The following is a 25,108-nucleotide window of genomic DNA, read 5'->3' as shown; positions in this document are numbered from 1 at the left end:
TCGTGAGCAACTCGTGACCTGTTCCACACTGGTGGCATGGAGATCCTGCTCAGCACCGCGGACATCACCACGGTCCCGGCCGACGCGATCGTGAACGCCGCCCATCACGCCCTGCGCGGCGGCGGAGGCGTGGACGGTGCCATCCACCGGGCCGGTGGGCCGACGCTCCTGGCCGAGTTGATCGAGCGCTATCCACACGGCTTGCCGACGGGCGAGGCCGGCTGGACGACGGCGGGCAACCTGCCGGCGTCGTACGTGATCCATGTCGTCGGGCCGAATCACACCGCCGGGCAGACGGATCCAGCCCTGCTCGAGTCCTGCTACCGCAACGCGCTGCGGATCGCCGACGAGTTCGGCGTACGCCGGTTGTCGCTGCCCGCCGTGTCGGCCGGGATCTACGGCTGGCCCGCGCAATCCGCGGCCGACATCGCCGTCCGGACGTTGCGCCGTACGCCGACATCGGTGGAGACGGCGACGTTCTGCCTGGTCGCGCCGCGGCTGTTCGACGCCTTCAGCACGGCAACGGCGGCCGAGGACTAGTCCTCGGCCGCCGTCGACGGATGGTGCGGGTGGATCAGGCGTTGTAGACCAGGATGCGGTCGCCGACCTTCACCCGGGCGAAGATCCAGGCGATCTTCTTCTTGTCGCGCATGTTGATGCAGCCGTGCGAGGAGCCGTTGTAGCCGCGGGCCTTGAAGTCGGCCGAGTAGTGAATGGCCTGGCCGCCGCTGAAGAACATCGCGTACGGCATCGGCGACTTGTAGATCGACGAGACGTGGTTCTTCGACTTGCGCTGCAGCTTGAAGAAGCCGTTGCGGGTCGGCGTCCGCGGCCCACCGAAGCGAGCGTCGCCGGTGGCGAGCAGCTTGCCGTTGTACAGGAACGCGACCTTGCGGGTCTTCTTGTTGACACAGATGATGCGGCCGGTCATGCAGCGCTTGTCCAGCCGCAGCTTGCCCGGGACGAGCACGTTCTTGGCGGCCGGCTTGACCGCCGTCTTCGCAGCCGGCGCCGAAGCGGCCGTCGGCGCAGTCGCCGCCCCGGCCGGAGCGGCCGACGGCGCGGCCCCCGCCGTACCGGTGGCGGCGAATACGCCGACCCCCAGCATCGCGACCGCCGTCGTGGTGGCGCCGAGCTTACGCAGAATCCCCATGAACCTTTGTCCTTCCCCCAACTGAGTGACTTCCACTGTGTAGACGACGAAGCAGGCACTCCGGTTGGTCACGATCCGGAAAATTCCCCCGCGAATCGTGACCGGCCGGTGAATCGTTGATCAGGCCTTGTTCTTGCGGCCCAGCTTGGCGCGCTCGATCTGGGTCAGCGCGACCTTGCGCATCCGGATCGCGTCCGGGGTGACCTCGACGCACTCGTCCTCGCGGCAGAACTCCAGCGACTGCTCGAGCGACAGCTTGCGGGCCGGCACCAGCTTCTCGAACTCGTCCGCGTTCGAGCGGACGTTGGTCATCTTCTTTTCCTTGGTGATGTTGACGTCCATGTCGTCGGAGCGTGAGTTCTCCCCGATGATCATGCCCTCGTACACCTCGGTGCCCGGCTCGACGAACATCGTGCCGCGCTCCTGCAGGTTGATCATCGCGTACGACGTGGCGACGCCGGTGCGGTCGGAGACCAGCGAGCCGGACGGGCGCGTGCGCAGCTCGCCGAACCACGGCTCGTAACCCTCGAACACGTGGTGCGCGATGCCGGTGCCGCGGGTGTCGGTGAGGAACTCGGTGCGGAAGCCGATCAGGCCGCGGGCCGGGACGAGGAACTCCATCCGGACCCAGCCGGTGCCGTGGTTGGTCATCTGCTCCATCCGGCCCTTGCGGACCGCGAGCAGCTGGGTGACGGTGCCCAGGTACTCCTCCGGGCAGTCGATGGTCAGCCGCTCGACCGGCTCGTGCTTCTTGCCGTCGATCTCCTTGGTGACCACCTGCGGCTTGCCGACGGTGAGCTCGTAGCCCTCGCGACGCATCTGCTCGACCAGGATGGCCAGCGCCAGCTCACCACGGCCCTGCACCTCCCAGGCGTCCGGACGCTCGGTCGGCAGCACCTTGATCGACACGTTGCCGACCAGCTCCTTGTCGAGCCGGTCCTTGACCAGGCGGGCGGTGACCTTGGTGCCCTTGGTCCGGCCGGCCAGCGGCGAGGTGTTGGTGCCGATCGTCATCGAGATGGCCGGCTCGTCCACGGTGATGAACGGCAGCGGCTTGGGGTTTTCCGGGTCGGCCAGGGTGTCGCCGATCATGATCTCCGGGATGCCGGCGATCGCGACGATGTCACCCGGTCCGGCCGAGTCGCCGGGCACCCGCTCGAGTGCTTCGGTGACCAGCAGTTCGGTGATCTTGACCCGCTGGAAGGTTCCGTCGTGCTTGCACCAGGTGACCTGGGCGCCCTTCTTCAGCGTGCCCTCGTGCACCCGGACCAGCGCGAGCCGGCCGAGGAACGGCGAGGCGTCCAGGTTGGTGACGTGCGCCTGCAGCGGCGCGCCCTCGGTGTACTCCGGGGCCGGCACGTTGGCCAGGATCGTCTCGAACAGCGGCTCGAGGTCTTCGGAATCCGGCAGGCCGCCGTCGGCGGGCTGGTTCAGCGAGGCGCGGCCGGCCCGGGCCGAGGCGTAGACGACCGGGAAGTCCAGCGCGCTCTGGTCGGCGTCGTGGTCGAGCAGGTCGAGGAACAGCTCGTAGGTCTCGTCGACGACCTCGGCGATCCGGGCGTCCGGGCGGTCGACCTTGTTGACCACCAGGATCACCGGCATCTGCCGGGCCAGCGCCTTGCGCAGCACGAACCGGGTCTGCGGCAGCGGACCCTCGGAGGCGTCCACCAGCAGCACGATGGCGTCCACCATCGACAGGCCGCGCTCGACCTCGCCACCGAAGTCGGCGTGGCCGGGGGTGTCGATGATGTTGAGCGTCATCTGCTCGCCGTTGGCCATCTTGTGCCGGACGGCGGTGTTCTTGGCGAGGATCGTGATGCCCTTCTCACGCTCCAGGTCGCCGGAGTCCATCGCGCGCTCGTCGACGTGCTGGTGGGCTCCGAACGCGCCGGACTGCCACAGCATCGCGTCGACAAGGGTGGTCTTCCCGTGGTCGACGTGGGCCACGATGGCCACGTTGCGCAGATCATTACGGAGGGGCATGCGGAAGCGCTCCAAGCAGTTGAGACAAGCAGTGGTCACTGAGAGTCAGATGGTGGCTACGGCGGGTGTGATGTCGCTCGGGTGCCACTCGACTTACTGATCGACGCACTGCGCAGCCAGTCCATCCTACCGGTGACTCCGTGTGGCGTCGAAACCGGCCGCCCGGGCCGGTGACGCTGCGTGTCCGGATCGCGGTTGAGCCTTTGACATTCGTTGACTGGACGTCCAGTCTATAGGTGGGCGCCTGGGGAGGGGCCTCGAAGGGGAACAACGGGGGGTCAGCCCGGGAGTGCCGAGCACGAGGTGGGGGATGCTCGGCCTCCGGGGCCCTGACCAGGGAAGAAGAACGTGCCGCGGTCGGTCGCCACGAACCAGCAGATGCGCGAACGCTCGAGAGAGCGGATCCTCAGCGCTGCCCTGGAGGTGTTCGCCGAGAAGGGCTACGAGGCGGCGTCGATCTCGGACGTGACGGCCCGGGCCGGGGTCTCCCGCGGGCTGGTCGGCTACTACTTCGCCTCCAAGCGCGATCTGGCCGCCCAGCTGCTCGACCGCTGGCTGGACGGCATCGCCGGCATCCTGGACATCCCCGGTACGCCGGACGAACGGCTGGCCGGCATGATCGACGGCGCGCTGATGGCCGCAGCGATGACGCTGCCGGTGCAGCGGCTGGCGATCTCGCTGATGATGCAGCCCAGCACACACGGGATCTTCGCCGAGGTCGAGACCGAGAAGTCCGCCCGGATGGCGCTGGTCGAGGACGCCATCCGCAAGGTCTTCGCCGAGCGCGGCGCGGCCGACCCGGCGGTCGAGGAGATGTTGCTCAGGGCAACACTCGAGGGCGTCACGGTCAAGCTCGCGATCTATCCCGAGACGTTCCCGCTCGAACCGATCCGCCGCCGCCTGTACGCCGGCTACGGCCTGCCGGAACCGAAGGAACCGCTGCCGGTCCCGTCCCCGGCGGTGGATCGCCTGCGCGCCAGACCCTGAACGTCAGTTGACCCGGTGCACCTTGTGCTGCGCGGCCTGGGCCCGGGGGCGGACGGTCAGGCGGTCGATGTTGACGTGTGGCGGCCGCGACGCCACCCAGGTGACGATCTCGGCGATGTCGTCCGAGGTCAGCGGCTCGGCGACGCCGGCGTACACGGCCTCGGCCTTGTCCTGGTCGCCGTCGAAGCGGGTCAGGGCGAAGCCCTCGCTCTTCACCATGCCCGGCGCGATCTCGCAGACCCGGACCGGCTGGTCGAACAGCTCCAGCCGCAGGGTGTCGACGACCGCCTTCACCGCGTGCTTGGCGGCGACGTACCCGCCACCGCCCTCGTACGCGACCTGTCCGGCGGTCGAGCCCATCACCACGATCGTGCCACGGCCCGCGATCAGGGCCGGAAGCAACGACTTGGTCACCGCGGCGACGCCGATCACGTTCACCTCGTACATCCGCCGCCAGGCGTCCAGGTCGGCGTCGGCGACCGGCTCGAACCCGAACGCGCCACCGGCGTTGTTCACCAGCAGGCCGACCCGCTCACCGGCCGCCACGGTCAGCGCCGCGACGTCCTCGGCCGAGGTCACGTCGCACTGGACGGCGCGCCCGTCGATCTCCTTGGCCAGCTCCTCGATCCGGTCCAGCCGCCGGGCGGCGCACACCACCTCGAACCCGGCCGCCGCGAGATGCCGCGCGGTGGCAGCCCCGATCCCACTACTGGCTCCGGTCACCACGGCCACAGGACGAGTCGTCATAGCCACAGTCTTTCAAACCCGGTCCGGGACGCGGTACGCCGTCTCACCGCGGGCGGCCGTCACCACGCCGCCGAGTGCGGCCAAACTGATCGCGATGAAGCCCGCCAGCATCCCCAGGGTCTGCCCGTCGGGGTGGATCAACGACTGCCCGCGGAACGCCTGGACCGTCACGGTGATCATCAGGCCGGTGTAGGCGAACGCGGCCACACCCACCAGCCGCGCCCGCACCCGCTCCGGCCGCAGCCACGCCACCCGCGCCGCCAGAACACTCAGCACCAGTACGACGGCCAGCAGCGCGTGAATCGCGTGCAGTCCGACGAAGTGCGGGATCCGCAGGTCGCCGCCGACAGTGCTCCAGTTGGTCAACGGCATCCCGGGCCCGCCGGCCTCGACGCCGATGCCGTGGCTGCCCGCGAGCGTCACCGGCTGCCCGCTGGCGTCCACCACCTGCTGCTCGGCGGAGTTGTTGCCCACCAGGTAGAAGGCGAGGAACATCCCGGCGGTCGCCAGGCCGAGCCCGACCCGGATCGCGCGGTTCAGCGGCGCGTCGCCGACCCGCTGGAACAGCAGCATGACCGCGACCACCAGGCTGGCGCCGAACAGTCCGATCACGCCGGACATGAAGACCTGCCGCCCGACCTGGTTGAAGGTGTCGGAGTTGGCGTTGAAGTGGCTGAACGTGCCGCGCGCGGCCTGGATCGCGATGAAGCCGACGTCCACGATCCCGGTGATCGCGAACACCGTGCCGGTCCACCAGCCGAAGCGCTTGGCCTTGCGCAGTCGTGACAGCAGCCACGCGAGCGTCGCGCCGTACAGGACGAACGAGAGGCCGAACTTGAACGGCTTCAGCCACACGGACTCGTTGAGGACCTCGCGGCTGTCGACCAGCACGCCGACGGCGGCGGTCAGTACCAGGGCGGCCATGGTCAGCACCATCAGCATCAGTGGGCGGTGCCACGACTTCAGTTCGGCCAGGACAGTACGCATCAGGGTTCTCCAGGGCGTTCTCGCGAGCGGTGGGGACGCCTTCCATGCTTCGCGTTCGGGGCCGTCGGCACAGTGGTCCCAATCCGCCGATCGCTGGTGGTGTCAGGCCCACCTCCCGCGGCGCACGGGGGCACGCACCGCCCGCCGGCGCCGGAGTTACGCTGGCCAGGTGACCCAACCCTCCGCTGACCGTCCTCTTCGGCGGGTCGCGATGATCAGCCTGCACACCTCGCCGCTGGATCAGCCGGGCACGGGCGACGCGGGCGGGATGAACGTCTACGTGGTCGAGTTGTCCAAGCGGCTCGCCGGCCTGGGTATCGCGGTTGACATCTTCACGCGCGCGACCTCGTCGGCATTGCCGCCGAAGATCGAGCTGGTGCCCGGCGTCACCGTGCGCAACGTCGCCGCCGGCCCGTACGAGGGACTGGCGAAGAACGAGCTGCCCGCCCAGCTGTGCACGTTCGCCCGCGCGGTCCTGCGCGCCGAGGCGGTCCGCGAGCCGGGCTACTACGACGTGATCCACTCGCACTACTGGCTGTCCGGTCAGGTCGGCCTGCTCGCCCGGGACCGTTGGGCCGTCCCGCTCGTGCACACGATGCACACGATGGCCAAGGTCAAGAACGCCAGCCTCGCCGACGACGACGTACCGGAGCCGCCCGCGCGGCTGCTCGGCGAGGAGCAGGTGGTCGAGGCGGCCGACCGGTTGCTGGCCAACACCGGCGACGAGGCGAACGAACTGATCGACCTGTACGGCGCGCAGCCGGCCAAGGTCGAGGTGGTCAACCCCGGCGTCGACCTGGAGATGTTCAGCCCGGGCGACCAGGCGACGGCCCGGCGTACGGTCGGGGTCCGGGAGGACGCGGTCGTGCTCGCGTTCGTCGGGCGGATCCAGCCGTTGAAGGCGCCTGACCTGCTGATCCGTGCCGCCGCGCGGATGCTCGAGCGCGATCCGGGGCTGCGCGAGCGGCTGGTCGTCGCGATCATCGGCGGCCCGTCGGGCAACGGGATGGAACACCCCGAGGCGCACGCCGACCTGGCTCGCCGGCTCGGGGTCGACGACGTGACCCGGTTCGTGAAGCCGATGCCGCGGCCGGGATTGGCCGACTGGTACCGGGCCGCGTCGGTGGTCTGCGTTCCGTCGTACTCGGAGTCGTTCGGGCTGGTCGCGCTGGAGGCCCAGGCCTGCGGTACGCCGGTGGTCGCGGCCGCTGTCGGTGGGCTGACGACCGCGGTCAGTGACGGCGTGACCGGGCTGCTGGTGCCCGGGCACGGCGTCGACGAGTTCGCCGACGCGCTGGGCCGGATCGCGACGGATCCCGACACCCGCGAGAGCATGAGCAAGGCCGCGGTCGAGCATGCCCAGGCGTTCGGCTGGGAACACACCGCGGAGAAGACGCTGGCCGCGTACCGGACGGCCGCGCGGACGATGGCGGCCGAGCTGGCCGCGGAGGTGGCGGGATGAGCGCACGGCGTACTGGAGTGGCCGGATGAGGGTCTCGGCGGCGGACGTGATCCGCCAGGTGCTGACCGAGAACGACCTCGACTTCACCGAAACCGCGCCGGGGGCGTTCAGCGCGGACCTGCCCGGTGAGCGCAAGCTGAAGACGACCGTGTCGCTGACCGTGGGCGGGCAGTCCCTGCACGTGCACGCGTTCGTCGCCCGGCGTCCGGACGAGAACCACGAGGCCGTCTACCGCTGGCTGCTGGAGCGGAACCTCAAGATGTACGGCGTCGCCTTCGCCGTCGACCACCTCGGCGACATCCACCTGGACGGGCGGGTGCCGCTGCACGCGATCACGCCGGTCGAGGTCGACCGGCTGCTCGGCGCCGTCCTGGAGTACGCCGACTCGTCGTTCAACACGATCCTCGAGCTGGGCTTCGCCGGGTCGATCCGCAAGGAGTACGAGTGGCGGATCTCCCGCGGCGAGTCGACCCGGAACCTGGACGCGTTCAAGGGCTGGCTCGAGCCTCGATAGCATGCGGGGTATGACCTATCGCCTGATCCTGCTCCGCCACGGCCACAGCGACTGGAACGCCAAGAACCTGTTCACCGGGTGGGTGGACGTCGACCTCAACGCCCAGGGTGTCGAGGAGGCGCACCGCGGCGGTGAGCTGCTGCGCGACCGCGGCCTGCTTCCCGACGTCCTGCACACCTCGGTCCTGCGCCGCGCGATCCGTACCGCGAACATCGCGCTGGAGGTGGCCGGCCGGCAGTGGATCGACGTCCGCCGCTCCTGGCGGCTGAACGAGCGCCACTACGGCGCCCTGCAGGGCAAGGACAAGAAGCAGACCCTGGAGGAGCTCGGCGAGGAGCAGTTCATGCTGTTCCGCCGCTCCTACGACACCCCGCCGCCGCCGATCGAGCGCGGCTCCGAGTACGACCAGGCCGGCGATCCCCGCTACGCCGCCCTGCCCAGCGAGTTGCTCCCGGCAACCGAATGCCTGAAGGACGTCGTGGTCCGGATGCTGCCGTACTGGTACGACGCGATCGTGCCCGACCTGCGCGACGGCAAGACGGTCCTCGTCACCGCCCACGGCAACTCCCTGCGCGCCCTGGTCAAGCACCTCGACCAGCTCGACGAGCAGACGGTCGTCGGCCTGAACATCCCGACCGGCGTACCGCTGTACTACGAGCTCGACGAGGACTTCAACCCGGTCACCAAGGGCGGCGAGTACCTGGACCCGGAGGCGGCAGCCGCAGCCATCGAGGCCGTCAAGAACCAGGGCCGCTGACCCGGTAACGGCTCAAAGCAGAACCTGAGACCAGCAAGAACAAAGAAATACAAAGAACAAGAAAAGAACAGAAACTCAATTGGGTGGTCTTCGGTGACCGCGGGCAGGCAGGATCAGGCCGCCTGCGGTCACCGTCGACGGGCGACAGGTCAGTGCGCAGCGCGGCCTACCCACGCGAGGTGACGCCTAGCCGCATAGGTCGCTATGCGTGCTGATGAGAGCTGGTGCGGGCGAGCGGGTGGCAGTACGAGTACTCCACCGGAGACACCGTGGGGCCGCTGCCCGAGGCAGGCAGTGCTTGCCCGTTCTGCCGATGCCGAGGCCCCGAAAATCTGCGCGTCTGGCGGGTCGCCGAGGTGCTGGCCATCTTCCCCTTCGTATGCGGGCGTTGCAGGGCCAGGAGAAGCTGGACGTCTTCTGTGAGTTCCTCAAAGCGCTCGGGCGGCGGCTGCGGAAGCCTGTGCCGATGGACTCGGAGAGCAGCCGTGGGACTTCGGTGCTCGGGTTCGACGCCGAGCCCGACCTCGTCGTCATAGTTGACCGAACAGACGGCTCAAGGCTGGCCGAGGGTCTTGGACAGCAGGTCGTACGTTTCGTGGATCGCGTCCGGTGTGCTGGACACGACCTGAGCGTCGGGAAGCTGGGGCACGAGGTTCACCAGGGCGTCGTACATCCTGACCAGGTCGTCTCGGGTGACGAAGCGCTGGTGGTGCTGGATCCAGGGATCGTCGGTGGTCTGCGCCCGGTGATCGAAGCGGGCGGTGGCCGAGTCGCGGCTGTCGAGGAGTACGACCTCTTGGAAGCTCGCGCCGTGGTGGTGCGCGAGCGTTTCCAGCGTGGTGATCTCGTCCAACCGGGCGTGGTACTGGGGGAGCACGACGTCGTGGCCGGCGCGTAGATGGGTTGAGGCCAGGGAGTGCACGAGGGGCCAGGCGAGGTCCCAGGTGCGGTTGTTCGGATCCCGCCAGCCGCCGATCAGGCGGTGGAGGACGTCCACGTCGAGGTTGAGGGTTCCGGGGTAGTCGTCGGCGTAGAGCGCGGCGAGGGTGGACTTGCCGATGCCTGGCGGGCCGTTGAGGTGAATGAGTCGAGCCACGGACGTCACCGTACGACGGAACGAGGTGACCGCAGGCGGAGATCGGACCGCCTGCGGTCTTGTTCGTCAGGCCTTGAAGATCTCGTTCAGCAGCTCGGCCAGGGCCGCCGGGAAGGTCTGGGCCGGGTCGGCGTCCGAGTCGCCCATGGTGATCGACGCGGTCATGGTGCGGGTGCCGTCGGGGGAGCTGTACATGAGGGCGCCGTAGCCGCCGGGGGCGCTGCCGTTGTGGTGGAGGACGACGCCGCCGTGGTCGGGGCCCAGGTCCTGGACGAAGATGCCGAGGCCGTAGTCGATCGGGCCCGTGGGGGTGCGCATCTCGGCGAGGAGGTCGGCGGGGATGAGCTTGCCGCTGTTCAGGGCGGAAGTGAAGGTGTGCAGGTCCTGGGTGGTGGAGATCAGATCGCCGGCGCCGGCCAGGAGGGAGAGGTTCTGGCGGGTGACGTCCTCGACCTTCCAGTCCTCGCCGTCCTGGTAGCGGTAGTAGCCGTGGGCGTGCGGGCCGGGCAGCTCGGTCAGGTCGCCCGGTACGACGGTGCCGGTGAGGCCGAGGGGTTCGGCGATCTGCCGGCGCAGCGCCTCGGCGTACGACTGGCCGGTGAGCTTCTCGATCAGGAGGACGGCGAGCGTGTAGTTGGTGTTCGAGTAGCTCCAGTCCGCGCCGGGCTCGAAGCGGGACGGCTTGGCGAGGGCCAGGCGGACCAGTTCCTCCGGCTGGTAGCTGAGGAAGCGGTTCTCGACCCAGTCCTTGCCGGTGGCGGGGATGCCGGGGGCAACCGTTCCGTCGGGGTAGTACTCACCCGTGTAGTTGAACAGGCCGCTGGTGTGGTTCACCCATGGTGGCGATCACGCAGCTTCGCTGGTTCAGTATTCGGTTCGGCGTGGACGATCGGACCTCCCACGCCGAACCGGTTCGGGTGACCACAGGCGGCCTGTAGCTGGTCGCCTGCGGTCACCCGAAGAAGGCCTGACTATCTTCTGTTCTTGGTTTCCTTGCTCTTCTACTTCTTCGAGCTCTGTTGCTCAGTTGCCGTTGCCGTTGGGCGACGGCGCCGAAGCGCCGGCGCCCGAGCCGGCGGCAGTGCCGCCGACGGCGACCGGGAGCTCGCCGGTGACCAGGTAGACGACCCGGCGGGCCATCGAGACGGCGTGGTCGGCGATGCGCTCGTAGTACCGGCCGAGCAGCGCGATGTCGACGGCGACCTCGACGCCGTGCGGCCAGGAGTCGTCCATCATCAGGCGGAACTGGTTCGTGCGCAGCTGGTCCATCTCGTCGTCGACGGCTTCCAGCTTGGCGGCGGCGTCGACGTCGTGGGACTTGATCACGTCACCGGCGCCGTCGACCATCCGGCCGGCCACGGTGGCCATCTCCTGGATGACGTCGTGCAGGTCGGCCGGGATCGCGGCCGCGGGGTAGCGCAGCCGGGCGATCTTCGAGACGTGCGCGGCCAGGTCGCCCATCCGCTCCAGGTCGGCGACCATGCGCAGCGCGGCGACCAGCATCCGCAGCTCGTTGGCGACCGGGGCCTGGCGGGCCATCAGCTCGAAGACCTTCTCCTCGACGCCCTCGCCGGCGGCGTCCAGCTGGATGTCGGCGGCGATCACCTCTTCGGCCTGCCGGATGTCGGCGCTCAGCAGCGCGGTCGTCGACCGCCGTACGGCGGTGGACACCGTCCGGGTCATCCGCTCGAGCTCGGCGAGGATGTCGTCGAGCTGCTCGTGGTAGGTGTCGCGCATTGTGCATCCGATCTGTGCTGTCCGGTCCGGGCCCGGAACCGGGAGGTGCCGCGGGCCTGGTCCGGTACCCGCCCACCGTGGACCGTATGCCGTCGAGGTTGCCGGACGGCGACGAGTGGTGAACGGACGATGAACAGTGAGGACGCGTTCCGGTCATCCGGTGCTCATTCGGTCTTTCCCTGTGCTTTCCCCGCGTAGCATCGGTTCCGTGGACCCCACGCTGGCTGCGGTGCTGGGCGGCGTCATCGGCGCGGCCCTGGCCCTGCTTTCGCTCGGTGCGATGGTGTTGAGCGAGCGTTCCCAGACCAAGGTCCCGGTCTCCCCGGACCCGGCGGTCCCCAGTGGCGTGGCCACCGTGCTGTCGGTGCTGCGCTCGTCCGCGGTCGTGATGGGCCCCGAGGACCAGGTGCTGCAGGCAAGCGCTCCCGCGCACGTGCTCGGCATCGTCCGGGGCGAGCGGCTGGTGGTCGACGACCTGCTGACGATGGTCCGGGCGGTACGGCGGGACGGCGAGATCCGCCAGCAGGACCTGGAGATCGTCCGCGGCCGGCTCGGCGCCACGCAGTACGTGAGCGCCCGCGTCGCCCCGCTGGGCAGCCAGCTGGTCCTCGTCCTGGTCGAGGACCGGACCCGTGAGCGCCGGCTGGAGGCGATCCGGCGCGACTTCACCGTCAACGTCAGTCACGAGCTGAAGACCCCGATCGGCGCCCTGATCCTGCTCGCGGACGCCGTCTCGGAGGCCTCCGACGACCCGGAGGCGGTCCAGCGGTTCTCCGGCCGGATGCGGATCGAGGCGTCCCGCCTGAGCCGCCTGGTCAAGGAGATCATCGAGCTGTCCCGGCTGCAGGGCGACGACCCGCTGGAGAATCCCGGCCCGGTCGACATCAACGGCGTGATCGACGCCGCGGTGGACCGCTGCCGGGTCGACGCCGAGGGCCGCGGGATCAGCATCGTGGTGAAGACCGACCCCGATCTCGAGGTGATGGGCAGCGAGGACCAGCTGGCGATCGCGATCGGCAACCTGGTCGAGAACGCGGTCAACTACAGCCCCGACGGGACCCGGGTGGCGGTCGCCGCGCACCCGATCGGGGACCTGGTCGAGGTCACCGTGTCCGACCAGGGCGTGGGCATCCCGAGCAGCGACCTGGAACGCATCTTCGAACGCTTCTACCGGGTCGACCGGGCCCGCAGCCGGGAGACCGGCGGCACCGGGCTGGGCCTGTCGATCGTCAAGCACATCGCCTCGATCCACGGTGGCGACGTACGGGTCTGGAGCGTCGAGGGCCAAGGTTCCACCTTCACCGTCCGGCTCCCGCTGCGGCTCGATCCCGCCACCGGGCAACCGACCGGTTCCCCCACCCAGGAGGAGCCGGCCATCCCCCTGACGCCTACCCCGTCAGGTCTGCAGAGTGCAAAGGAGACAGCTTCGTGACCCGAGTGCTGGTCGTCGAAGACGAGGAGAGCTACAGCGACGCGCTGTCGTACGTACTGCGCAAGGAGGGGTTCGAGGTCGCCGTCGCGGAGACCGGCCCGGACGCGCTGGACGAATACGACCGGGCTGGTGCGGACATCGTCCTGCTCGACCTGATGCTGCCGGGCCTGTCCGGTACCGAGGTCTGCCGCGCGTTGCGGACCCGGGGCAACGTGCCGGTGATCATCGTCAGCGCCAAGGACACCGAGGTGGACAAGGTGGTCGGGCTCGAGCTGGGCGCCGACGACTACGTCACCAAGCCGTACAGCCCGCGTGAGCTGCTGGCCCGGATCAAGGCCGTACTGCGCCGTGGTGCGGACGTCGAGCTGCTGCCGGACACGCTCGAGGCAGGTCCGGTCCGGATGGACGTCGAGCGACACGTGGTGACGGTGTCCGGGACCGAGATCCGGCTGCCGCTGAAGGAGTTCGAGCTGCTCGAGATGCTGCTGCGCAACACCGGTCGGGTGCTCACCCGGGGGCAGCTGATCGACCGGATCTGGGGCGCCGACTATGTCGGGGACACCAAGACCCTGGACGTGCACGTGAAGCGGCTGCGCTCGAAGCTGGAGAAGGACCCGTCCAACCCGGCGCACCTGGTCACCGTGCGGGGGCTGGGTTACAAGTTCGAGGCCTGACAAAGGACCCCCACCGGCCGCCCCACCGGTGGGTTAGCTTAGGCTCGCCTTAGTCGATAATCGTCTGCTGAGGAGATCCGCCATGTCCTGGTCCCGTCGTCCCCGCCTGCGCCGGGCCCGTCCCGCGGTGCTCGCGCTCGCCGCGCTGCTGGTCGCCACCACGCTGGCCGCGTGCGGCAGCGACGCCGACCAGCAGGCCGAGCCGTCCGGCGACGCCGGCGCGGGCTTCCCGGTCACGCTGAAGAACGTCTTCGGCGAGACCACCATCACCAAGAAGCCCGAGCGCATCGTCACGCTCGGCTGGAACGCCCAGGACGTGGTCTACGCGCTGGGCGAGACGCCGGTCGGGATGCCGAAGGTGACCTACGGCCCGACCAAGGACGGCGTCACCGCCTGGGACGCCGACAAGTTCGACCCGGCCAAGACCACGCTGCTCGACGCGACCGACAAGTACCCGTACGAGGCGATCGCGAAGCTCGCCCCGGACGTCATCCTGGCGCCGTACGAGGGGTTCGACGAGACGGTCTACAAGACGCTGTCGGGTATCGCGCCGACCGTCGCCTACCCGGGTGCGCCCTGGCAGACGACCTGGCAGGACCAGACCACGCTGATCGGCAAGGCGCTGGGCAAGTCCGCCGAGGCCGACGCGCTGATCACGGGGATCAAGGACCGGGTCGCGAAGGTCGCGTCCGAGCACCCGGAGTTCAAGGGCAAGACGATCACCGTCGCGTCGTTCGGGACCGAGAACTACGTCTACATGCCGGGTGACCCGCGGGTGCAGATCCTGAACGAGATGGGCTTCGTGAACGCGCCCGGCGTACAGAAGCTGGAGGAGACGAACACGAAGAAGGAGTTCGCGCTCACGATCAGCAAGGAGAAGGTCGCCGAGATCGACGCCGACGTGGTGGTCGCGTACGTCGACGGGCTGACCGCGGCGAAGTTCGCCGCCGATCCGGTATACGCGGCGCTGCCGTCGGTGAAGAAGGGCAGCGCGTACGTACTGGAGGACCAGCAGGTGATCTCCGGGATGAGCGCGGTCAGCGTGCTGTCGGTCCCGTGGGTGCTGGACAAGATCGTGCCGGGCCTGGCGAAGGCCGCCGCGGCCGCGAACTGACACCTGCGGCGGGAGCCGGGGGCTGACATCTGCGGTGCGAGCCGTGAGGTGACTCCTGCGGCGTGAGCCGTGAGCTGGAATCCAGGCGGTGTGCGAGCCGCCTGGTGAAACTCGGGCGGCGCGAGCCGCCCACCCGAGCTCCGTGCGGGCCGGCCGGACCATGGCCCGGCCCGCCGGAACCAGGTCCCGCCCGGCGCCCGGCGACCGATCCGCCGCCCGGGCGGGGCCGTCGTACGGCGTCCTCGGCCACTGGACCGCCGGACCAGGAGCAGGGCCGTCCCGCGCCGGGGCGGCCCTGCTCGTGCCTCCAGGCGGCTCGCGCGCTGCCAGGCGCACGCCCTGGCGGCCGCCCTGGCGGCCGAACTGGCGGCGTACGCGTCGGAGCCTCGCGACCGAGCAGGCCGCCTCCTCGCGCGCCGCCGTCGAGTCGCAGCAGCGCGCACCCGCGGGCGTTTCGTGGGTGGACCCAGCAAATGGCCCCTTGGCCCACCGGAATTCGGTGGGCCAAGGGGCCAACTGGTGGGTTCACCCACCAAATGCGCGGGGCTGGCGAACCGAATGCGTGGTGCTGGGGGGAGCCGGATGGGCGGGGCTGGCGAACCGAGTGCGTGCCGGGGAGCCGGATGCGTGGTGCTGCCGAACCGGATGCGCGGTGCTACCGAGCCGAAGGCGTGCTGCGGGGTGAGGTCAGCCGTGGCTTCCCTCGGGAGCGTCGTCCCGCGGGGTCGGCGAGTAGTGGTCGGTGGTGAGCACCGGGACGTGCGCGGTGACCGGGGCGGCCTTGGCGAACGTGATGGTCAGCGTGATCATCCCGCCAGGCTTGCCGCCGGTGACGGTGAACGGCTTGCCGCTGGCCGGCGGCAGGGTCAGCGACGCGCCGGGGCTCAGCGTCATCGGGCGGACGTTGCCGACCGTGACGGTGGCCGGCGGGGCGGTCGGCTCGGCGCCGTCGCCCCGGGGCGCGGCGGCCGGCTCGGACGTGATGCCGGTCAGGGTGTCGTCGGTGCGGCCCGTGTTGACGATCGCGGCGTGCAGCTCACCGGCCCCGTCCTCGCCGGCCAGCACCAGCAGGTTGCGGACCGCGATCGAGCCCGAGGTCACGTTGGTGCCCTCGGCGGGCTGGTAGGGCTTCGAGGTCTGTGCGTTGAAGTTCGCACCGCAGGCCGCCAGTGCGAGGCTGAGCGTGACGGTGGCGCCGGCCGCGGCGGCGCGGCGCACGGCCGACGGGGGCAACGTGATGGGCACTGGGATCCCTCTCCTACAAGCTGTGGACGCCGTCAGGCTGCGGCCTCCGGCGCAGCAAAGCGTAGCGACCGAGCCGCCGCGACCGGACGGCGGCTCCACCTTCCGGGGGTGTCCGGGGCAACCAAACTCCGCGCGCGAGGCATGCCGGACAGCGTTTGTCAAGGCGGGAATGGGCCTCTGACCAGCGCAAACGCCCCGGCCGCACCAGCGACTGCGTGGTAGTATTGGTCTTGGAAAGGGGCACGTGACATATGACTTTCACAGTCGGCGAGACGGTTGTTTACCCCAATCACGGTGCGGCCGTCATCGAGGACATCGAGACCCGCAAGATCAAAGGTGAGGACAAGGCCTATCTGGTCTTGAGGATCGTCGCTCAGAACGACCTGGTCGTCCGGGTCCCCGCGTGCAACCTCGATCTCGTCGGCGTGCGTGACGTCGTGGATCAGGCCGGTCTGGAGCGCGTCTTCGACGTGTTGCGGGCGCCGCACACGGAGGAGCCGACCAACTGGTCGCGACGTTACAAGGCGAACCTGGAGAAGTTGCACTCCGGTGACGTGATGAAGGTGGCGGAGGTCGTGCGCGACCTGTGGCGCCGTGAGCGTGACCGCGGTCTGTCGGCGGGTGAGAAGCGGATGCTGGCGAAGGCTCGTCAGATCCTCGTCTCCGAGCTGGCCCTGGCCGAGCACACCAACGAGGACAAGGCGGAAGCCATCCTCGACGAGGTCCTCGCTTCCTGACCCCTCCAGGTCAGAACCGATCCGTCACCCGTGACCGAACCGCTCTGCGCGGGCTCACGATGAGCACCGCGGCAATCATCCCGGCGGCCGGTCTCGGGCTACGGCTCGGTGGTGAGGCACCGAAGGCGTTACGAGAGGTCGGTGGCGAATCGCTGCTGGTCCACGCGGTGCGTGGACTGTCCGCAGCGACCGCCGCCGGCCTCTCGTGCTTTGTGATCGCGGTCCCCGCCGGGACCGAGGACGTGGTCGCCAAACAGCTCGACCCGTACGTCGGGGACGCCGAGCTGCGGATCGTCGCCGGCGGTGCCGAGCGCACCGATTCGGTCCGGGCCGCGCTCGACCTGGTCCCGCTCGACGGGATCGACTGCGTGCTGGTGCACGACGCGGCCCGGTCGTTCGTCCCGGTCGCGGTGATCGAGCGGGTTGTCGCCGCGGTGCGGGCCGGCTCGCCGGCGGTGGTGCCGGTGATTCCGGTGACCGACACGATCAAACGGATCGGCCCTGGTGGTGAGGTGCTCGAGACGCCGGACCGGTCGGCGCTGGTCGCCGTCCAGACACCGCAGGGCTTCGATCCGGAACTGTTGCGCAGGGCCCACTCGCTCGACGGTGCCGGGGCGACCGATGACGCGATGCTGTGCGAGCGGCTCGGGGTCACCGTGCAGACCGTCGAAGGGTCCGAGGACGCGTTCAAGGTGACCCGGCCACGGGATCTGTTGCTGGCCGAGTGGATCCTTGCGGAGAGGCGAGGGCAGTGAGACCACGCGTTGGTACGGGCATCGACGTCCACCCGGTCGAGCCGGGGCGCGAGATGTGGCTGGCGGGCCTGTACTGGCCCGAGGAAACCTCCGGGCCGTCCGGGCACTCCGACGGTGACGTGGCCGCGCACGCCGTCTGTGACGCTTTGTTGTCCGCGGCCCGGATCGGCGACCTCGGCTCCAACTTCGGTACGTCGGAGCCCGAGTGGGCCGGGGCGTCCGGCGCCGCGCTGATGGCCGAGGCCGCGCGCAGGGTCCGGGCGGCCGGCTACGAGATCGGCAACGTCGCGGTCCAGGTGATCTGCAACCGGCCGCGCTTCGCCGCCCGCCGGGAAGAGGCCGAGAAGGCGATGAGCGCGGCCTGCGACGCGGAGGTCTCGGTCAGCGCGACCACCACCGACGGCCTCGGCCTGACCGGCCGCGGCGAGGGCATCGCCGCCATCGCCACCGCCATCATCTTCTAGACGTCGCCCGTCCCCTCGGCCGGTCGGACGCCGAAGCGGACCTCGCGGGGATTCAGTTCGTTGCCCTGCCGTTCGGTCAGCAGGCCGTAGAGCTCCGGGCGCCGGCCGCGCAGCCAGCGTCGCCCGGTCGAGCTCGGGACCAGGTCCAGGTCGAGATCGGCGACCACCACCGCCTCGCCTGGCACCGGCGTCTCGGCGACGATGCGCCCGTACGGGTCGATCACCATCGCGTTGCCGGTGCGGACCTCGTCGTCGTCTCGGCCGACGCCGTTGCTGAACAGCACGAACAGACCGTTGTCGTGGGCCCGCGCCGGTAGCCAGCGCATCAGCCAGCCGCGGCCGCTCGGGCCGTCGAACGCCGCCCGGACCGCGTCGGGATCGGTGTCCCGGTTCGCCCAGATTTCGGGCGGGATCGGCTTCATCCCGTACGGGCTGACCGAGTTCGTGCCGCCGGTCTGGTGCGGCGCGACCAGCACCGTTGCTCCGAGCAACGCGGTGGCGCGGACGTTCTCCACCAGGTTGTTGTCCCAGCAGATCAGGATCCCGACCTTCACCTGCCAGGGCGTGTCGAACACGGTGAACGCGTCGCCGCTGGAGATCGCCTCGTGCTCGAAGGCGTGCAGCTTGCGGTGCACGTGCACGGTGCCGTCGGGCAGGCAGACGGCGTACGCGTTGAACAGCCGGTCGCCGTCCACTTCGAGGAAGCCGACCCCGATCCCGGCGCCGAGTTCGCGGGCCAGCGCGCTGACGGCCGTCACGGACGGCCCGCTGCGCGGCTCGGCCAACGCGTGCAGCCGCTCTGGCGTCTGCCGGCGCAGGTGCCAGTAGCCGAGCACGCACATCTCCGGGAAAACGACCAGTTGTGCGCCGTCGCGGACAGCCTGCTCGGCCAGGCGACGGACTGTGGACAAGTTGGCGCCCGGATCGTCCGGAACGGCCTCGAACTGGACTACGGCACAGCGCAGCATCGGCGTCTCCTCAGGGTTGTCCACACCAGGATTCCGCTTCGCCGAGCATGCCGTCCAATGATATCCACAGGGTTGTCCATATCCTGTGGTTATGGAACTGCGGCTGCTCCGGACGTTCGCCACCGTGGCGCGCACCGGCAACGTGAGTGCCGCCGCCCTGGAGCTGTCGACCAGCCAGCCCGCTGTCACCAAGCAGCTGCAGCTGCTCGAACGCCGCGTCGGCGCGACGCTGTTCGTTCGCGGCCGGCAGGGCGCCCGGCTGACGTCCGCGGGGGAGGCGTTGTTGCCCGACGCCCTCGACCTGATCGCCCGGGCGGAGGCCTTCGAACGGCGCGCCGGTTCGGTCGCGGCGGGCGAGGAGGGCACGCTCTCGATCGGCTTCGGGCTGTCCGGCATCGAGCTGGCCCCGCAGGCGGTCGCGTTGTTCCGGAGCCGCTATCCCGGCGTCACGGTGTCACTGGACGACATGTCGTCAGCGGTCCAGTACGAGCGGCTGCTGGCCGGCACGCTGCAGGTCGGCTTCGTCCGGCTGCCCGTCCCGGCCGGGATCACCCATCGCCGCCTGCGGCAGGACCACCTCGCCCTCGCCCTGCCTGCTGGCGTCGATCGGCCGGGCGAGAGGGCGACGTCGGCGCAGGTCGCCAGCTGGCTCGACGGCCGGCCGCTGGTGCGTCTCAGGCCGGAGCGTGGTCCCGGCCTCACCGACCAGATCACCCGCCTGTACGACGAACTCCGGTGCCGCCCGCGAGTGTTGCAGGAGGCCCGCGACCTGCAGACCGTCCTGGCGCTGGTCGCGGCGGGAGTCGGCGCGGCCGTCGTACCGGCGACTGCTGCGGCGATCGCGCCCGGCAGCGTCGAGCTGATGCCGCTGCGGGGCAAGGCGGCGTCGTGGTGGATCGGCGTGGCGTCGGTGGAGCGTTCGGTCTTGCTGGACCGCTTCGTCGCCGCAGCGGTCGCCGCGGCCCGGACCTAGGGCCGCCGCCCTCAGCCGCGCGAGATCACCGTCGGCGCCGCGACGAGCGCGGCAGAGCAGGCAGCTCCGGCGCGTCCAGCCACTCCGCGAAGAGCTGCCGGACCGCGTCGGCATCCGCCGCCACCGAGGTCGCCAGAGCGATGAAGTCCTCGGTGGTCACCGACCCGTGCCGATACGTCCTCGTCCACGTCCGCAGCAGGTCGAAGAAGGTGCCGTCGCCAAGCAGTTGGCGCAACACGTGCAGGGTGATCGCACCCCGCTTGTACAGCCGGTCGTCGAACATCAACTCCGGCCCGGGGTCCGACAGCACCAGGTCCTGCTCGAGTCCCGCCAACCGGCTGTGCGCCTTCGAGACCTGCTGGTTGGCCGACAGCCCGCCGGACTCCTCCGACCACAGCCACTCGGCGTAGCAAGCGAAGCCCTCGTTCAGCCAGATGTGCTGCCAGGTCGCCGGAGTCAGGCTGTTACCGAACCACTGGTGCGCCAGCTCGTGTGCCACCAGCCGCTCCGACCCGCGCCGGCCGTCCAGGTGGTTGCTGCCGAACACCGAGATGCCCTGAGCCTCCAGCGGGATCTCCAGCGCATCGTCGGTCACCACCACCGTGTACGCCGTGAACGGGTACGGCCCGAAGAGTCTGCAGAACGTGTCGACCATGTCCTGCTGCCGGCCGAAGTCCGTCCGGAAGTCCCGAATCAGTGCGTGCGGCAGCACCGCCCGCTGCGGCACGGGCGACGGCGCCAGCTCCAGTACGTCGTACCGGCCGATCTGGATGGTCGCCAGGTACGTCGCCATCGGTGCGGCCTGGTCGTAGACCCAGCTGGTCCGGCTGGCCTTGGTCCGGCGTGACACGAGCCGCCCGTTCGCGACCACGTGGTACGGCGAGTCCGTCGTGACGGTGATCCGGTAGTGCGCCTTGTCGCCGGGGTGGTCGTTGCACGGGAACCAGGTCGCGGCGCCGCTCGGCTGGCTGGCCACGATGACGCCCTCGGTCAGCTCCTCCCAGCCCAGCTCGCCCCACGGGCTGTCGGTGGGCGCGGGATTGCCGGCGTACTGGATGTCGACGACGAACTCGGCGCCGTCCATCAGATCGGCGGCCGGCCAGATGTGCAGCTTGCCGTCGCGGTGCGCGTACCGCGCGGCCCGCCGGCCGTTGACCGACACCTTGGCCACGCGCAGTCCGACCAGGTCCAGGCTGAGCCGGGACAGCGGGTGCGTCGCGACGGCCGTGATGGTCGCCTTGCCGGTCAGCCGGTTGCTGCTGACCCGGTAGTCGAGGTCGAGCTCGTAGGACTCGACGCGGTAGCCGCCGTTGCCGTGCGAGGGCACGTATGGATCGCCCGCGGTGTCAGCGCCCTGCTCTGCCCGGCCCTTGCTGCCGGCAACCATCAACCCTGCCAGGGTGCGATCGGGTTGCCGGCCCAGCGGGTCCCGGCGGGCACGCTCTCACCCCGCATCACCAGCGAGACCGGGCCGACGGTCGCGCCCGCGCCGACCGACGCGGCCGGCAGCACGATGCCGTGCGGCCCCAGCGTCGATCCCGGGCCGAAGGTGACGGTGCTCATGGACATCACCCTGTCATGGAACAAGTGCGTCTGGAGCACGCACCCGCGATTCACCGTGGCGCCGTCGCCGAGCGTGATCAGATCGGCCTCGGGCAGCCAGTACGTCTCGCACCACACGCCCTTGCCGATCTTGGCGCCGAGCGTGCGCAGCCACAGCGCGAGCACCGGCGTACCGGCGGCGGCGTTGGCGAACCACGGCGCGGCGACCAGCTCGACGAAGTTGTCCACGACCTCGTTGCGCCAGACGAACGAGCTCCACAGCGGGTACTCCACCGCGCGGGTCCGGCCGGCGATCACCCATTTGGCCACCGTCGCCATGCCGCCCGCGACCGCGCCCGCGGCCAGGATCACCGCGCCGGACAGCAGCACGGTCAGCCACGGCCCGAGCCACAGGTCGAGCGCCTGCAGGCCGAACAGCACCCCGAGCGCGATCACCACCGTGCACATCATCGGGACGAACCGGCACAGCTCGACCAGCGCCCGCGCCACCTTCAACCGGTACGGCGGGTCGAAGGTCCGGCTCTGGTCGCCCGCGACGGCCTGGCGGCGCAGCTTGACCGGCGGGCTGCCGAGCCACGACGTCCCGGCCTTCGACTTCTTCGGCGCCGCGGACAGCACCGCGACCAGGCCGTTCTTCGGCACCGAGCGGCCCGGCGCGGTCATCCCGGAGTTGCCCAGGAAGGCCCGTTTGCCGACCTTCGCCCCGGCCACGTGCAACCAGCCGCCGCCCAGCTCGTACGACGCGATCATCGTGTCGTCGGCCAGGAACGCGCCGTCCCCGACGGTCGTCATCTTCGGCAGCAGCAGCACGGTCGACGCCTCGACGTCCCGGCCGATCTTCGCGCCGAGCGCCCGCAGCCACCACGGCGTCAGCAGGCTCGCGTAGAGCGGGAACAGCAACGTCCGGGCCGAGTCGAGCAGCCGCTCGGTGGCCCACACCTGCCAGCCGATCCGGCTGCGCACCGGGTAGTGCCCGGGCTTGATGCCGAGCCCGAGCAGCCGGACCCCGATCAGCGTCAGTAAGGCCAGCGTCACGAAGCCGACCAGCGTCATCAACGGAACGGCGGCGAGTGCCTTCAGCGCGGCGTCTCCGAGCGACCCGGTGCCCTGGACGTAGCGGCCCAGTACGGCGATCGCAGCCGCCGCCGCGGCGACCGGGAGCAACGACATCAGCGCCGACGCAGCGCCGTACGCGAGGACCCACCAGGGCGCGCGGGCCGGACGTTCCTCGGGCCACGGGCGACGGGCACGGCCGACCCGGCTGGCGGGGGAGCCGGACCAGCGCTCGTTCGGCGGGACCTTGCCGGACACGGCCGAACCGGCGGCGATCTCGGCGCCGCGGCCGATCTCCGCGCCGGGCAGCAGCATGCTGCGCGATCCGATCACCGCCTCGGCGCCGACGCTGACCGCACCGACGTGCAGCCGGTCGCCGTCGATCCAGTAGCCGGACAGGTCGACCTCGGGCTCGATCGAGGCGCCGCGGCCCATCGTCAGGAAGCCGGTCACCGGCGGCAGCGTGTGCAGGTCGACGCCGCGGCCGACCTTCGCGCCGAGCGCGCGGGCGTAGTACGCGATCCAGGGTGCGCCGGCCAGGTTGGCGGCGCCGGCCGCGTCGGCGAGGTTCTCCGCGGCCCAGAGCCGGACGTGCACGTTGCCGCCGCGTGGGTAGACGCCGGGTTTCAGGCCGCGCAGCAACAGCCGAGCGCCGACCACGGCGATGCCCATCCGGCCGGCCGGGGTGATCAGCAGCAGCCAGCCGACCAGGATCCACCACCAGGACACTGTCCGCATCCAGGGGTGGTCACCGGCCGTCAGGGCGAGCAGGTTGTTCAGCGTGAACAGGTAGACCAGCCAGCGCACGCCGACCACGGTCTGCAGGATCAGCGTCAACGCCGTCTGCAGCAGTTGCGTGCCCGGCGGGGTGGGCCGGATCTCGCGGACCTCCACCGGCTCGGACGTGGTGGTGGACGAGTCGAGCCGGTCGGCGAGCGCGCCGAGGCGCGGATACTCGTAGATGTCCGCGACGGTGATCTCGGGATAGCGCTCCCGCAGGGCCGAGACCAGCTGGGCCGCGGCGAGGCTGCCGCCTCCGTGCAGGAAGAAGTCGTTGTCGGTTCCGGTCACGGTGGCGCCGAGCACGGCCGTCCAGCGCTCCGCCAGCCAGCCCGCCGTACCGTCGAGAACGGCGGCCGGGCCCTCGCTGTCCATACCTGGCAGGGGCCAGGGGAGTGCGTCGCGGTCGACCTTGCCGGACGTCCGGGTGGGCAGAGTGTCGGTCAGTGCGATCAGTGGGACCAGTGCGGCGGGGAGGGCTTCCCGCAGCCGCTCGGTCGCGGCTTTCTGGTCAAAGGCTTCCGGGTCCTCCGGGACGAGGTAGCCGACCAGCAGCTGATTGCCTCCGGCACTGGTCCGTACGGCGGCCGCAGCGCCCGACACTCCGGGCAGGGCCTGCAGTGCGGCGTCCACCTCGCCCAGCTCGATCCGCCGGCCGCCGAGCTTGATCTGCTCGTCGGCGCGGCCCTGGAACAGCAGCCCGGCCTCGTCCCGGCGGACCAGGTCCCCACTGCGGTAGGCGCGCTCCCAGCCCAGCGACGGCATCGGCGCGAACTTCTCCGCGTCCTTGGCCGGATCGAGATAGCGCGCCAGCCCGACGCCGCCGATGATCAGCTCGCCGATCTCTCCCTCGGCGACTTCGTTGCCCTGAGCATCGACCACGGCGAGGTCCCAGCCGTCCAGCGGCAGGCCGATCCGGACCGGGCCGGTGCCGGTCAGCTGCGCCCCGCAGGCGACGACGGTGGCCTCGGTCGGGCCGTAGGTGTTCCACACCTCCCGGCCGTCGATCGCGAGCCGCTCGGCCAGCTCCGGCGGGCACGCCTCGCCACCGAAGATCAGCAGCCGGACGGCGTCCAGCGCGTCGGCCGGCCAGAGCGCGGCGAGTGTCGGCACGGTCGAGACGACCGTGATGCCCTGGGCAACCAGCCACGGGCCGAGGTCCATGCCGCTGCGGACCAGCGACCGCGGCGCGGGCACCAGGCAGGCGCCGTGCCGCCAGGCCAGCCACATCTCCTCGCAGGACGCGTCGAACGCGACCGACAGTCCGGCCAGCACCCGGTCGTCGGGCCCGATCGGCTCCTGCTGCAGGAACATCCGCGCCTCGGCGTCGACGAACGCGGCCGCCGACCGGTGCGTCACCGCGACACCCTTCGGTACGCCGGTCGAGCCGGAGGTGAAGATGATCCACGCGTCGTCGTCCGGCTCCGGTCCGTCAGTTCTCGGCGTACCGGCGGGTGAGCTGTCCTCGACCGGATCCGGTGAGTCCATCCGCGCGGAGTACGGGAAGTCGTAGTAGCCGTCCTCGTCCGGGCCGCCCGGACGCTTGCTGGTGATCTCCAGCCCGTCGGTGACGATCGCGGCGACCGCCGCCTCGCCGAAGACGAGTTCGGCGCGCTCCTGCGGATCGTCCGCGTCGACCGGCACGTACGCCGCTCCGGCCTGCAGGGTGCCGAGGATCGCGACGTACAGGTCGTTGTGGCCGGACGAGATCCGCACGCCGACCCGGTCGCCCGGGCCGATGCCGAGATCGGTCAGCCGCCGCGCGAACCGCCCGACCTGGTCGAGCAGTTCGCGGTAGCTGAGACTGACGTGCGAGTCGTCGAGCGCGGGATCGTCGGGATACTTCGCCGCCGTCTCGTGCAGGATGTCCACCAGCGTGCGCTCGGGTGGCGCACTGTCCCCCCGTCGCAACGTCACGGGCCGGATG

General features: G+C 70.3%; 23 protein-coding genes. 12 read left to right on the top strand and 11 right to left on the bottom strand.

Annotation, left to right across the window (positions count from 1 at the left end; translation table 11 throughout):
* The first annotated feature begins 36 nt into the window (after window positions 1–36).
* Complete coding sequence (locus BWI15_RS27390; protein ID WP_077017443.1) at window positions 37–540, top strand: macro domain-containing protein; 504 nt, start codon at window positions 37–39, stop codon at window positions 538–540.
* Window positions 541–574: 34 nt separating this feature from the next.
* Here the strand turns inward: BWI15_RS27390 and BWI15_RS27385 are convergent, their stop codons facing one another.
* Both BWI15_RS27385 and typA read right to left on the bottom strand, forming a co-directional pair.
* Window positions 575–1,153 (bottom strand): L,D-transpeptidase, encoded by a 579-nt coding sequence (locus BWI15_RS27385; RefSeq protein WP_077017442.1) that lies wholly within the window; start codon window positions 1,151–1,153, stop codon window positions 575–577.
* A gap of 120 nt (window positions 1,154–1,273) precedes the next feature.
* Complete coding sequence (gene typA / locus BWI15_RS27380; protein ID WP_077017441.1) at window positions 1,274–3,136, bottom strand: translational GTPase TypA; 1,863 nt, start codon at window positions 3,134–3,136, stop codon at window positions 1,274–1,276.
* Window positions 3,137–3,484: 348 nt separating this feature from the next.
* On the opposite strand from typA, the gene BWI15_RS27375 reads away from it, so the two are divergent.
* Complete coding sequence (locus tag BWI15_RS27375; protein WP_077017440.1) at window positions 3,485–4,123, top strand: TetR/AcrR family transcriptional regulator; 639 nt, start codon at window positions 3,485–3,487, stop codon at window positions 4,121–4,123.
* 3 nt (window positions 4,124–4,126) lie between these two features.
* Here BWI15_RS27375 and BWI15_RS27370 read toward each other — a convergent pair whose 3' ends face one another.
* Both BWI15_RS27370 and BWI15_RS27365 read right to left on the bottom strand, forming a co-directional pair.
* Entirely contained in the window at window positions 4,127–4,870 is a 744-nt protein-coding gene (locus BWI15_RS27370; RefSeq protein ID WP_077017439.1) for an SDR family NAD(P)-dependent oxidoreductase, read from the bottom strand.
* Between the two features lie 12 nt (window positions 4,871–4,882).
* Window positions 4,883–5,857 carry a hypothetical protein gene (locus tag BWI15_RS27365; protein ID WP_077017438.1) on the bottom strand — a complete coding sequence of 325 codons (975 nt, stop codon included), beginning with the start codon at window positions 5,855–5,857 and terminating at the stop codon, window positions 4,883–4,885.
* A 169-nt stretch (window positions 5,858–6,026) separates the two neighbouring features.
* Here BWI15_RS27365 and mshA point away from each other — a divergent pair, with 169 nt between their 5' ends.
* Genes mshA through BWI15_RS27350 form a run of 3 tightly spaced genes read left to right on the top strand, consistent with a single transcriptional unit; the run spans window position 6,027 to window position 8,590 of the window.
* Window positions 6,027–7,319, top strand: a complete 1,293-nt coding sequence (gene mshA / locus BWI15_RS27360) for a D-inositol-3-phosphate glycosyltransferase (RefSeq protein ID WP_077017437.1) — start codon at window positions 6,027–6,029, stop codon at window positions 7,317–7,319.
* A gap of 25 nt (window positions 7,320–7,344) precedes the next feature.
* Window positions 7,345–7,833 carry a YbjN domain-containing protein gene (locus tag BWI15_RS27355; protein ID WP_077017436.1) on the top strand — a complete coding sequence of 163 codons (489 nt, stop codon included), beginning with the start codon at window positions 7,345–7,347 and terminating at the stop codon, window positions 7,831–7,833.
* Between the two features lie 10 nt (window positions 7,834–7,843).
* Window positions 7,844–8,590, top strand: coding sequence for a phosphoglyceromutase (locus tag BWI15_RS27350; RefSeq protein WP_083751230.1), 747 nt, complete (start codon window positions 7,844–7,846; stop codon window positions 8,588–8,590).
* Window positions 8,591–9,143: 553 nt separating this feature from the next.
* Here BWI15_RS27350 and BWI15_RS27345 read toward each other — a convergent pair.
* The 3 genes from BWI15_RS27345 to phoU form a co-directional block, all read right to left on the bottom strand.
* The gene (locus tag BWI15_RS27345; RefSeq protein WP_077017434.1) at window positions 9,144–9,686 is read right to left on the bottom strand and encodes an AAA family ATPase; all 543 of its coding nucleotides are present in this window, start codon (window positions 9,684–9,686) and stop codon (window positions 9,144–9,146) included.
* A 66-nt stretch (window positions 9,687–9,752) separates the two neighbouring features.
* Entirely contained in the window at window positions 9,753–10,520 is a 768-nt protein-coding gene (locus tag BWI15_RS27340; RefSeq protein WP_077017433.1) for a serine hydrolase domain-containing protein, read from the bottom strand.
* Window positions 10,521–10,709: 189 nt separating this feature from the next.
* Window positions 10,710–11,423 carry a phosphate signaling complex protein PhoU gene (gene phoU / locus BWI15_RS27335; RefSeq protein WP_077017432.1) on the bottom strand — a complete coding sequence of 238 codons (714 nt, stop codon included), beginning with the start codon at window positions 11,421–11,423 and terminating at the stop codon, window positions 10,710–10,712.
* Window positions 11,424–11,631: 208 nt separating this feature from the next.
* Between phoU and BWI15_RS27330 the strand changes: the two genes are divergently transcribed.
* The 3 genes from BWI15_RS27330 (at window position 11,632) to BWI15_RS27320 (ending at window position 14,643) form a co-directional block, all read left to right on the top strand.
* Window positions 11,632–12,855 (top strand): sensor histidine kinase, encoded by a 1,224-nt coding sequence (locus BWI15_RS27330; protein WP_077017431.1) that lies wholly within the window; start codon window positions 11,632–11,634, stop codon window positions 12,853–12,855.
* Window positions 12,852–13,529 carry a response regulator transcription factor gene (locus tag BWI15_RS27325; RefSeq protein WP_077017430.1) on the top strand — a complete coding sequence of 226 codons (678 nt, stop codon included), beginning with the start codon at window positions 12,852–12,854 and terminating at the stop codon, window positions 13,527–13,529. Before BWI15_RS27330 ends, BWI15_RS27325 begins: the two co-directional genes overlap by 4 nt.
* Before the next feature lie 82 nt (window positions 13,530–13,611).
* Entirely contained in the window at window positions 13,612–14,643 is a 1,032-nt protein-coding gene (locus BWI15_RS27320; protein WP_077017429.1) for an iron-siderophore ABC transporter substrate-binding protein, read from the top strand.
* 687 nt (window positions 14,644–15,330) lie between these two features.
* Here the strand turns inward: BWI15_RS27320 and BWI15_RS27315 are convergent.
* Window positions 15,331–15,888: a hypothetical protein gene (locus BWI15_RS27315; protein ID WP_077017428.1), complete on the bottom strand. Its 558-nt coding sequence runs from the start codon at window positions 15,886–15,888 to the stop codon at window positions 15,331–15,333.
* Window positions 15,889–16,139: 251 nt separating this feature from the next.
* On the opposite strand from BWI15_RS27315, the gene BWI15_RS27310 reads away from it, so the two are divergent.
* The 3 genes from BWI15_RS27310 to ispF are packed head-to-tail and all read left to right on the top strand — an operon-like array spanning window position 16,140 to window position 17,844.
* Window positions 16,140–16,625 carry a CarD family transcriptional regulator gene (locus BWI15_RS27310; RefSeq protein WP_077017427.1) on the top strand — a complete coding sequence of 162 codons (486 nt, stop codon included), beginning with the start codon at window positions 16,140–16,142 and terminating at the stop codon, window positions 16,623–16,625.
* Between the two features lie 59 nt (window positions 16,626–16,684).
* A complete protein-coding gene (ispD, locus tag BWI15_RS27305) occupies window positions 16,685–17,380 on the top strand; it encodes a 2-C-methyl-D-erythritol 4-phosphate cytidylyltransferase (protein ID WP_077017426.1) in 696 nt (231 codons plus the stop codon).
* Window positions 17,377–17,844, top strand: coding sequence for a 2-C-methyl-D-erythritol 2,4-cyclodiphosphate synthase (gene ispF / locus BWI15_RS27300; RefSeq protein WP_077017425.1), 468 nt, complete (start codon window positions 17,377–17,379; stop codon window positions 17,842–17,844). The genes ispD and ispF overlap by 4 nt, the downstream gene beginning before the upstream one ends.
* Here the strand turns inward: ispF and BWI15_RS27295 are convergent.
* The gene (locus BWI15_RS27295) at window positions 17,841–18,836 is read right to left on the bottom strand and encodes a nitrilase family protein (RefSeq protein ID WP_237771484.1); all 996 of its coding nucleotides are present in this window, start codon (window positions 18,834–18,836) and stop codon (window positions 17,841–17,843) included. The genes ispF and BWI15_RS27295 overlap by 4 nt on opposite strands.
* Before the next feature lie 67 nt (window positions 18,837–18,903).
* Between BWI15_RS27295 and BWI15_RS27290 the strand changes: the two genes are divergently transcribed.
* Entirely contained in the window at window positions 18,904–19,785 is an 882-nt protein-coding gene (locus BWI15_RS27290) for a LysR family transcriptional regulator (protein WP_077017424.1), read from the top strand.
* Window positions 19,786–19,810: 25 nt separating this feature from the next.
* Here BWI15_RS27290 and BWI15_RS27285 read toward each other — a convergent pair whose 3' ends face one another.
* Complete coding sequence (locus BWI15_RS27285) at window positions 19,811–21,172, bottom strand: M1 family metallopeptidase (protein WP_077017423.1); 1,362 nt, start codon at window positions 21,170–21,172, stop codon at window positions 19,811–19,813.
* On the bottom strand, window positions 21,172–25,098 hold the full coding sequence (locus tag BWI15_RS27280; protein WP_077017422.1) for a Pls/PosA family non-ribosomal peptide synthetase: 3,927 nt from the start codon (window positions 25,096–25,098) through the stop codon (window positions 21,172–21,174). The genes BWI15_RS27285 and BWI15_RS27280 overlap by 1 nt, the downstream gene beginning before the upstream one ends.
* Window positions 25,099–25,108 lie beyond the last annotated feature (10 nt).

Origin of the sequence: Kribbella sp. ALI-6-A (assembly GCF_001984195.1) — a bacterium.
Classification (GTDB): Bacteria; Actinomycetota; Actinomycetes; order Propionibacteriales; family Kribbellaceae; genus Kribbella.
This window is presented reverse-complemented; position numbering and strand designations above follow the sequence as displayed.

Coding starts and splice junctions, on each gene's coding strand:
- BWI15_RS27390 (WP_077017443.1), top strand. CDS start 37: ATGGAGATCCTGCTCAGCACCGCGGACATCACCACGGTCCCGGCCGAC.
- BWI15_RS27385 (WP_077017442.1), bottom strand. CDS start 1,153: ATGGGGATTCTGCGTAAGCTCGGCGCCACCACGACGGCGGTCGCGATG.
- typA (WP_077017441.1), bottom strand. CDS start 3,136: ATGCCCCTCCGTAATGATCTGCGCAACGTGGCCATCGTGGCCCACGTC.
- BWI15_RS27370 (WP_077017439.1), bottom strand. CDS start 4,870: ATGACGACTCGTCCTGTGGCCGTGGTGACCGGAGCCAGTAGTGGGATC.
- BWI15_RS27365 (WP_077017438.1), bottom strand. CDS start 5,857: ATGCGTACTGTCCTGGCCGAACTGAAGTCGTGGCACCGCCCACTGATG.
- BWI15_RS27355 (WP_077017436.1), top strand. CDS start 7,345: ATGAGGGTCTCGGCGGCGGACGTGATCCGCCAGGTGCTGACCGAGAAC.
- BWI15_RS27350 (WP_083751230.1), top strand. CDS start 7,844: ATGACCTATCGCCTGATCCTGCTCCGCCACGGCCACAGCGACTGGAAC.
- phoU (WP_077017432.1), bottom strand. CDS start 11,423: ATGCGCGACACCTACCACGAGCAGCTCGACGACATCCTCGCCGAGCTC.
- BWI15_RS27320 (WP_077017429.1), top strand. CDS start 13,612: ATGTCCTGGTCCCGTCGTCCCCGCCTGCGCCGGGCCCGTCCCGCGGTG.
- BWI15_RS27310 (WP_077017427.1), top strand. CDS start 16,140: ATGACTTTCACAGTCGGCGAGACGGTTGTTTACCCCAATCACGGTGCG.
- ispD (WP_077017426.1), top strand. CDS start 16,685: ATGAGCACCGCGGCAATCATCCCGGCGGCCGGTCTCGGGCTACGGCTC.
- BWI15_RS27290 (WP_077017424.1), top strand. CDS start 18,904: ATGGAACTGCGGCTGCTCCGGACGTTCGCCACCGTGGCGCGCACCGGC.
- BWI15_RS27285 (WP_077017423.1), bottom strand. CDS start 21,172: ATGGTTGCCGGCAGCAAGGGCCGGGCAGAGCAGGGCGCTGACACCGCG.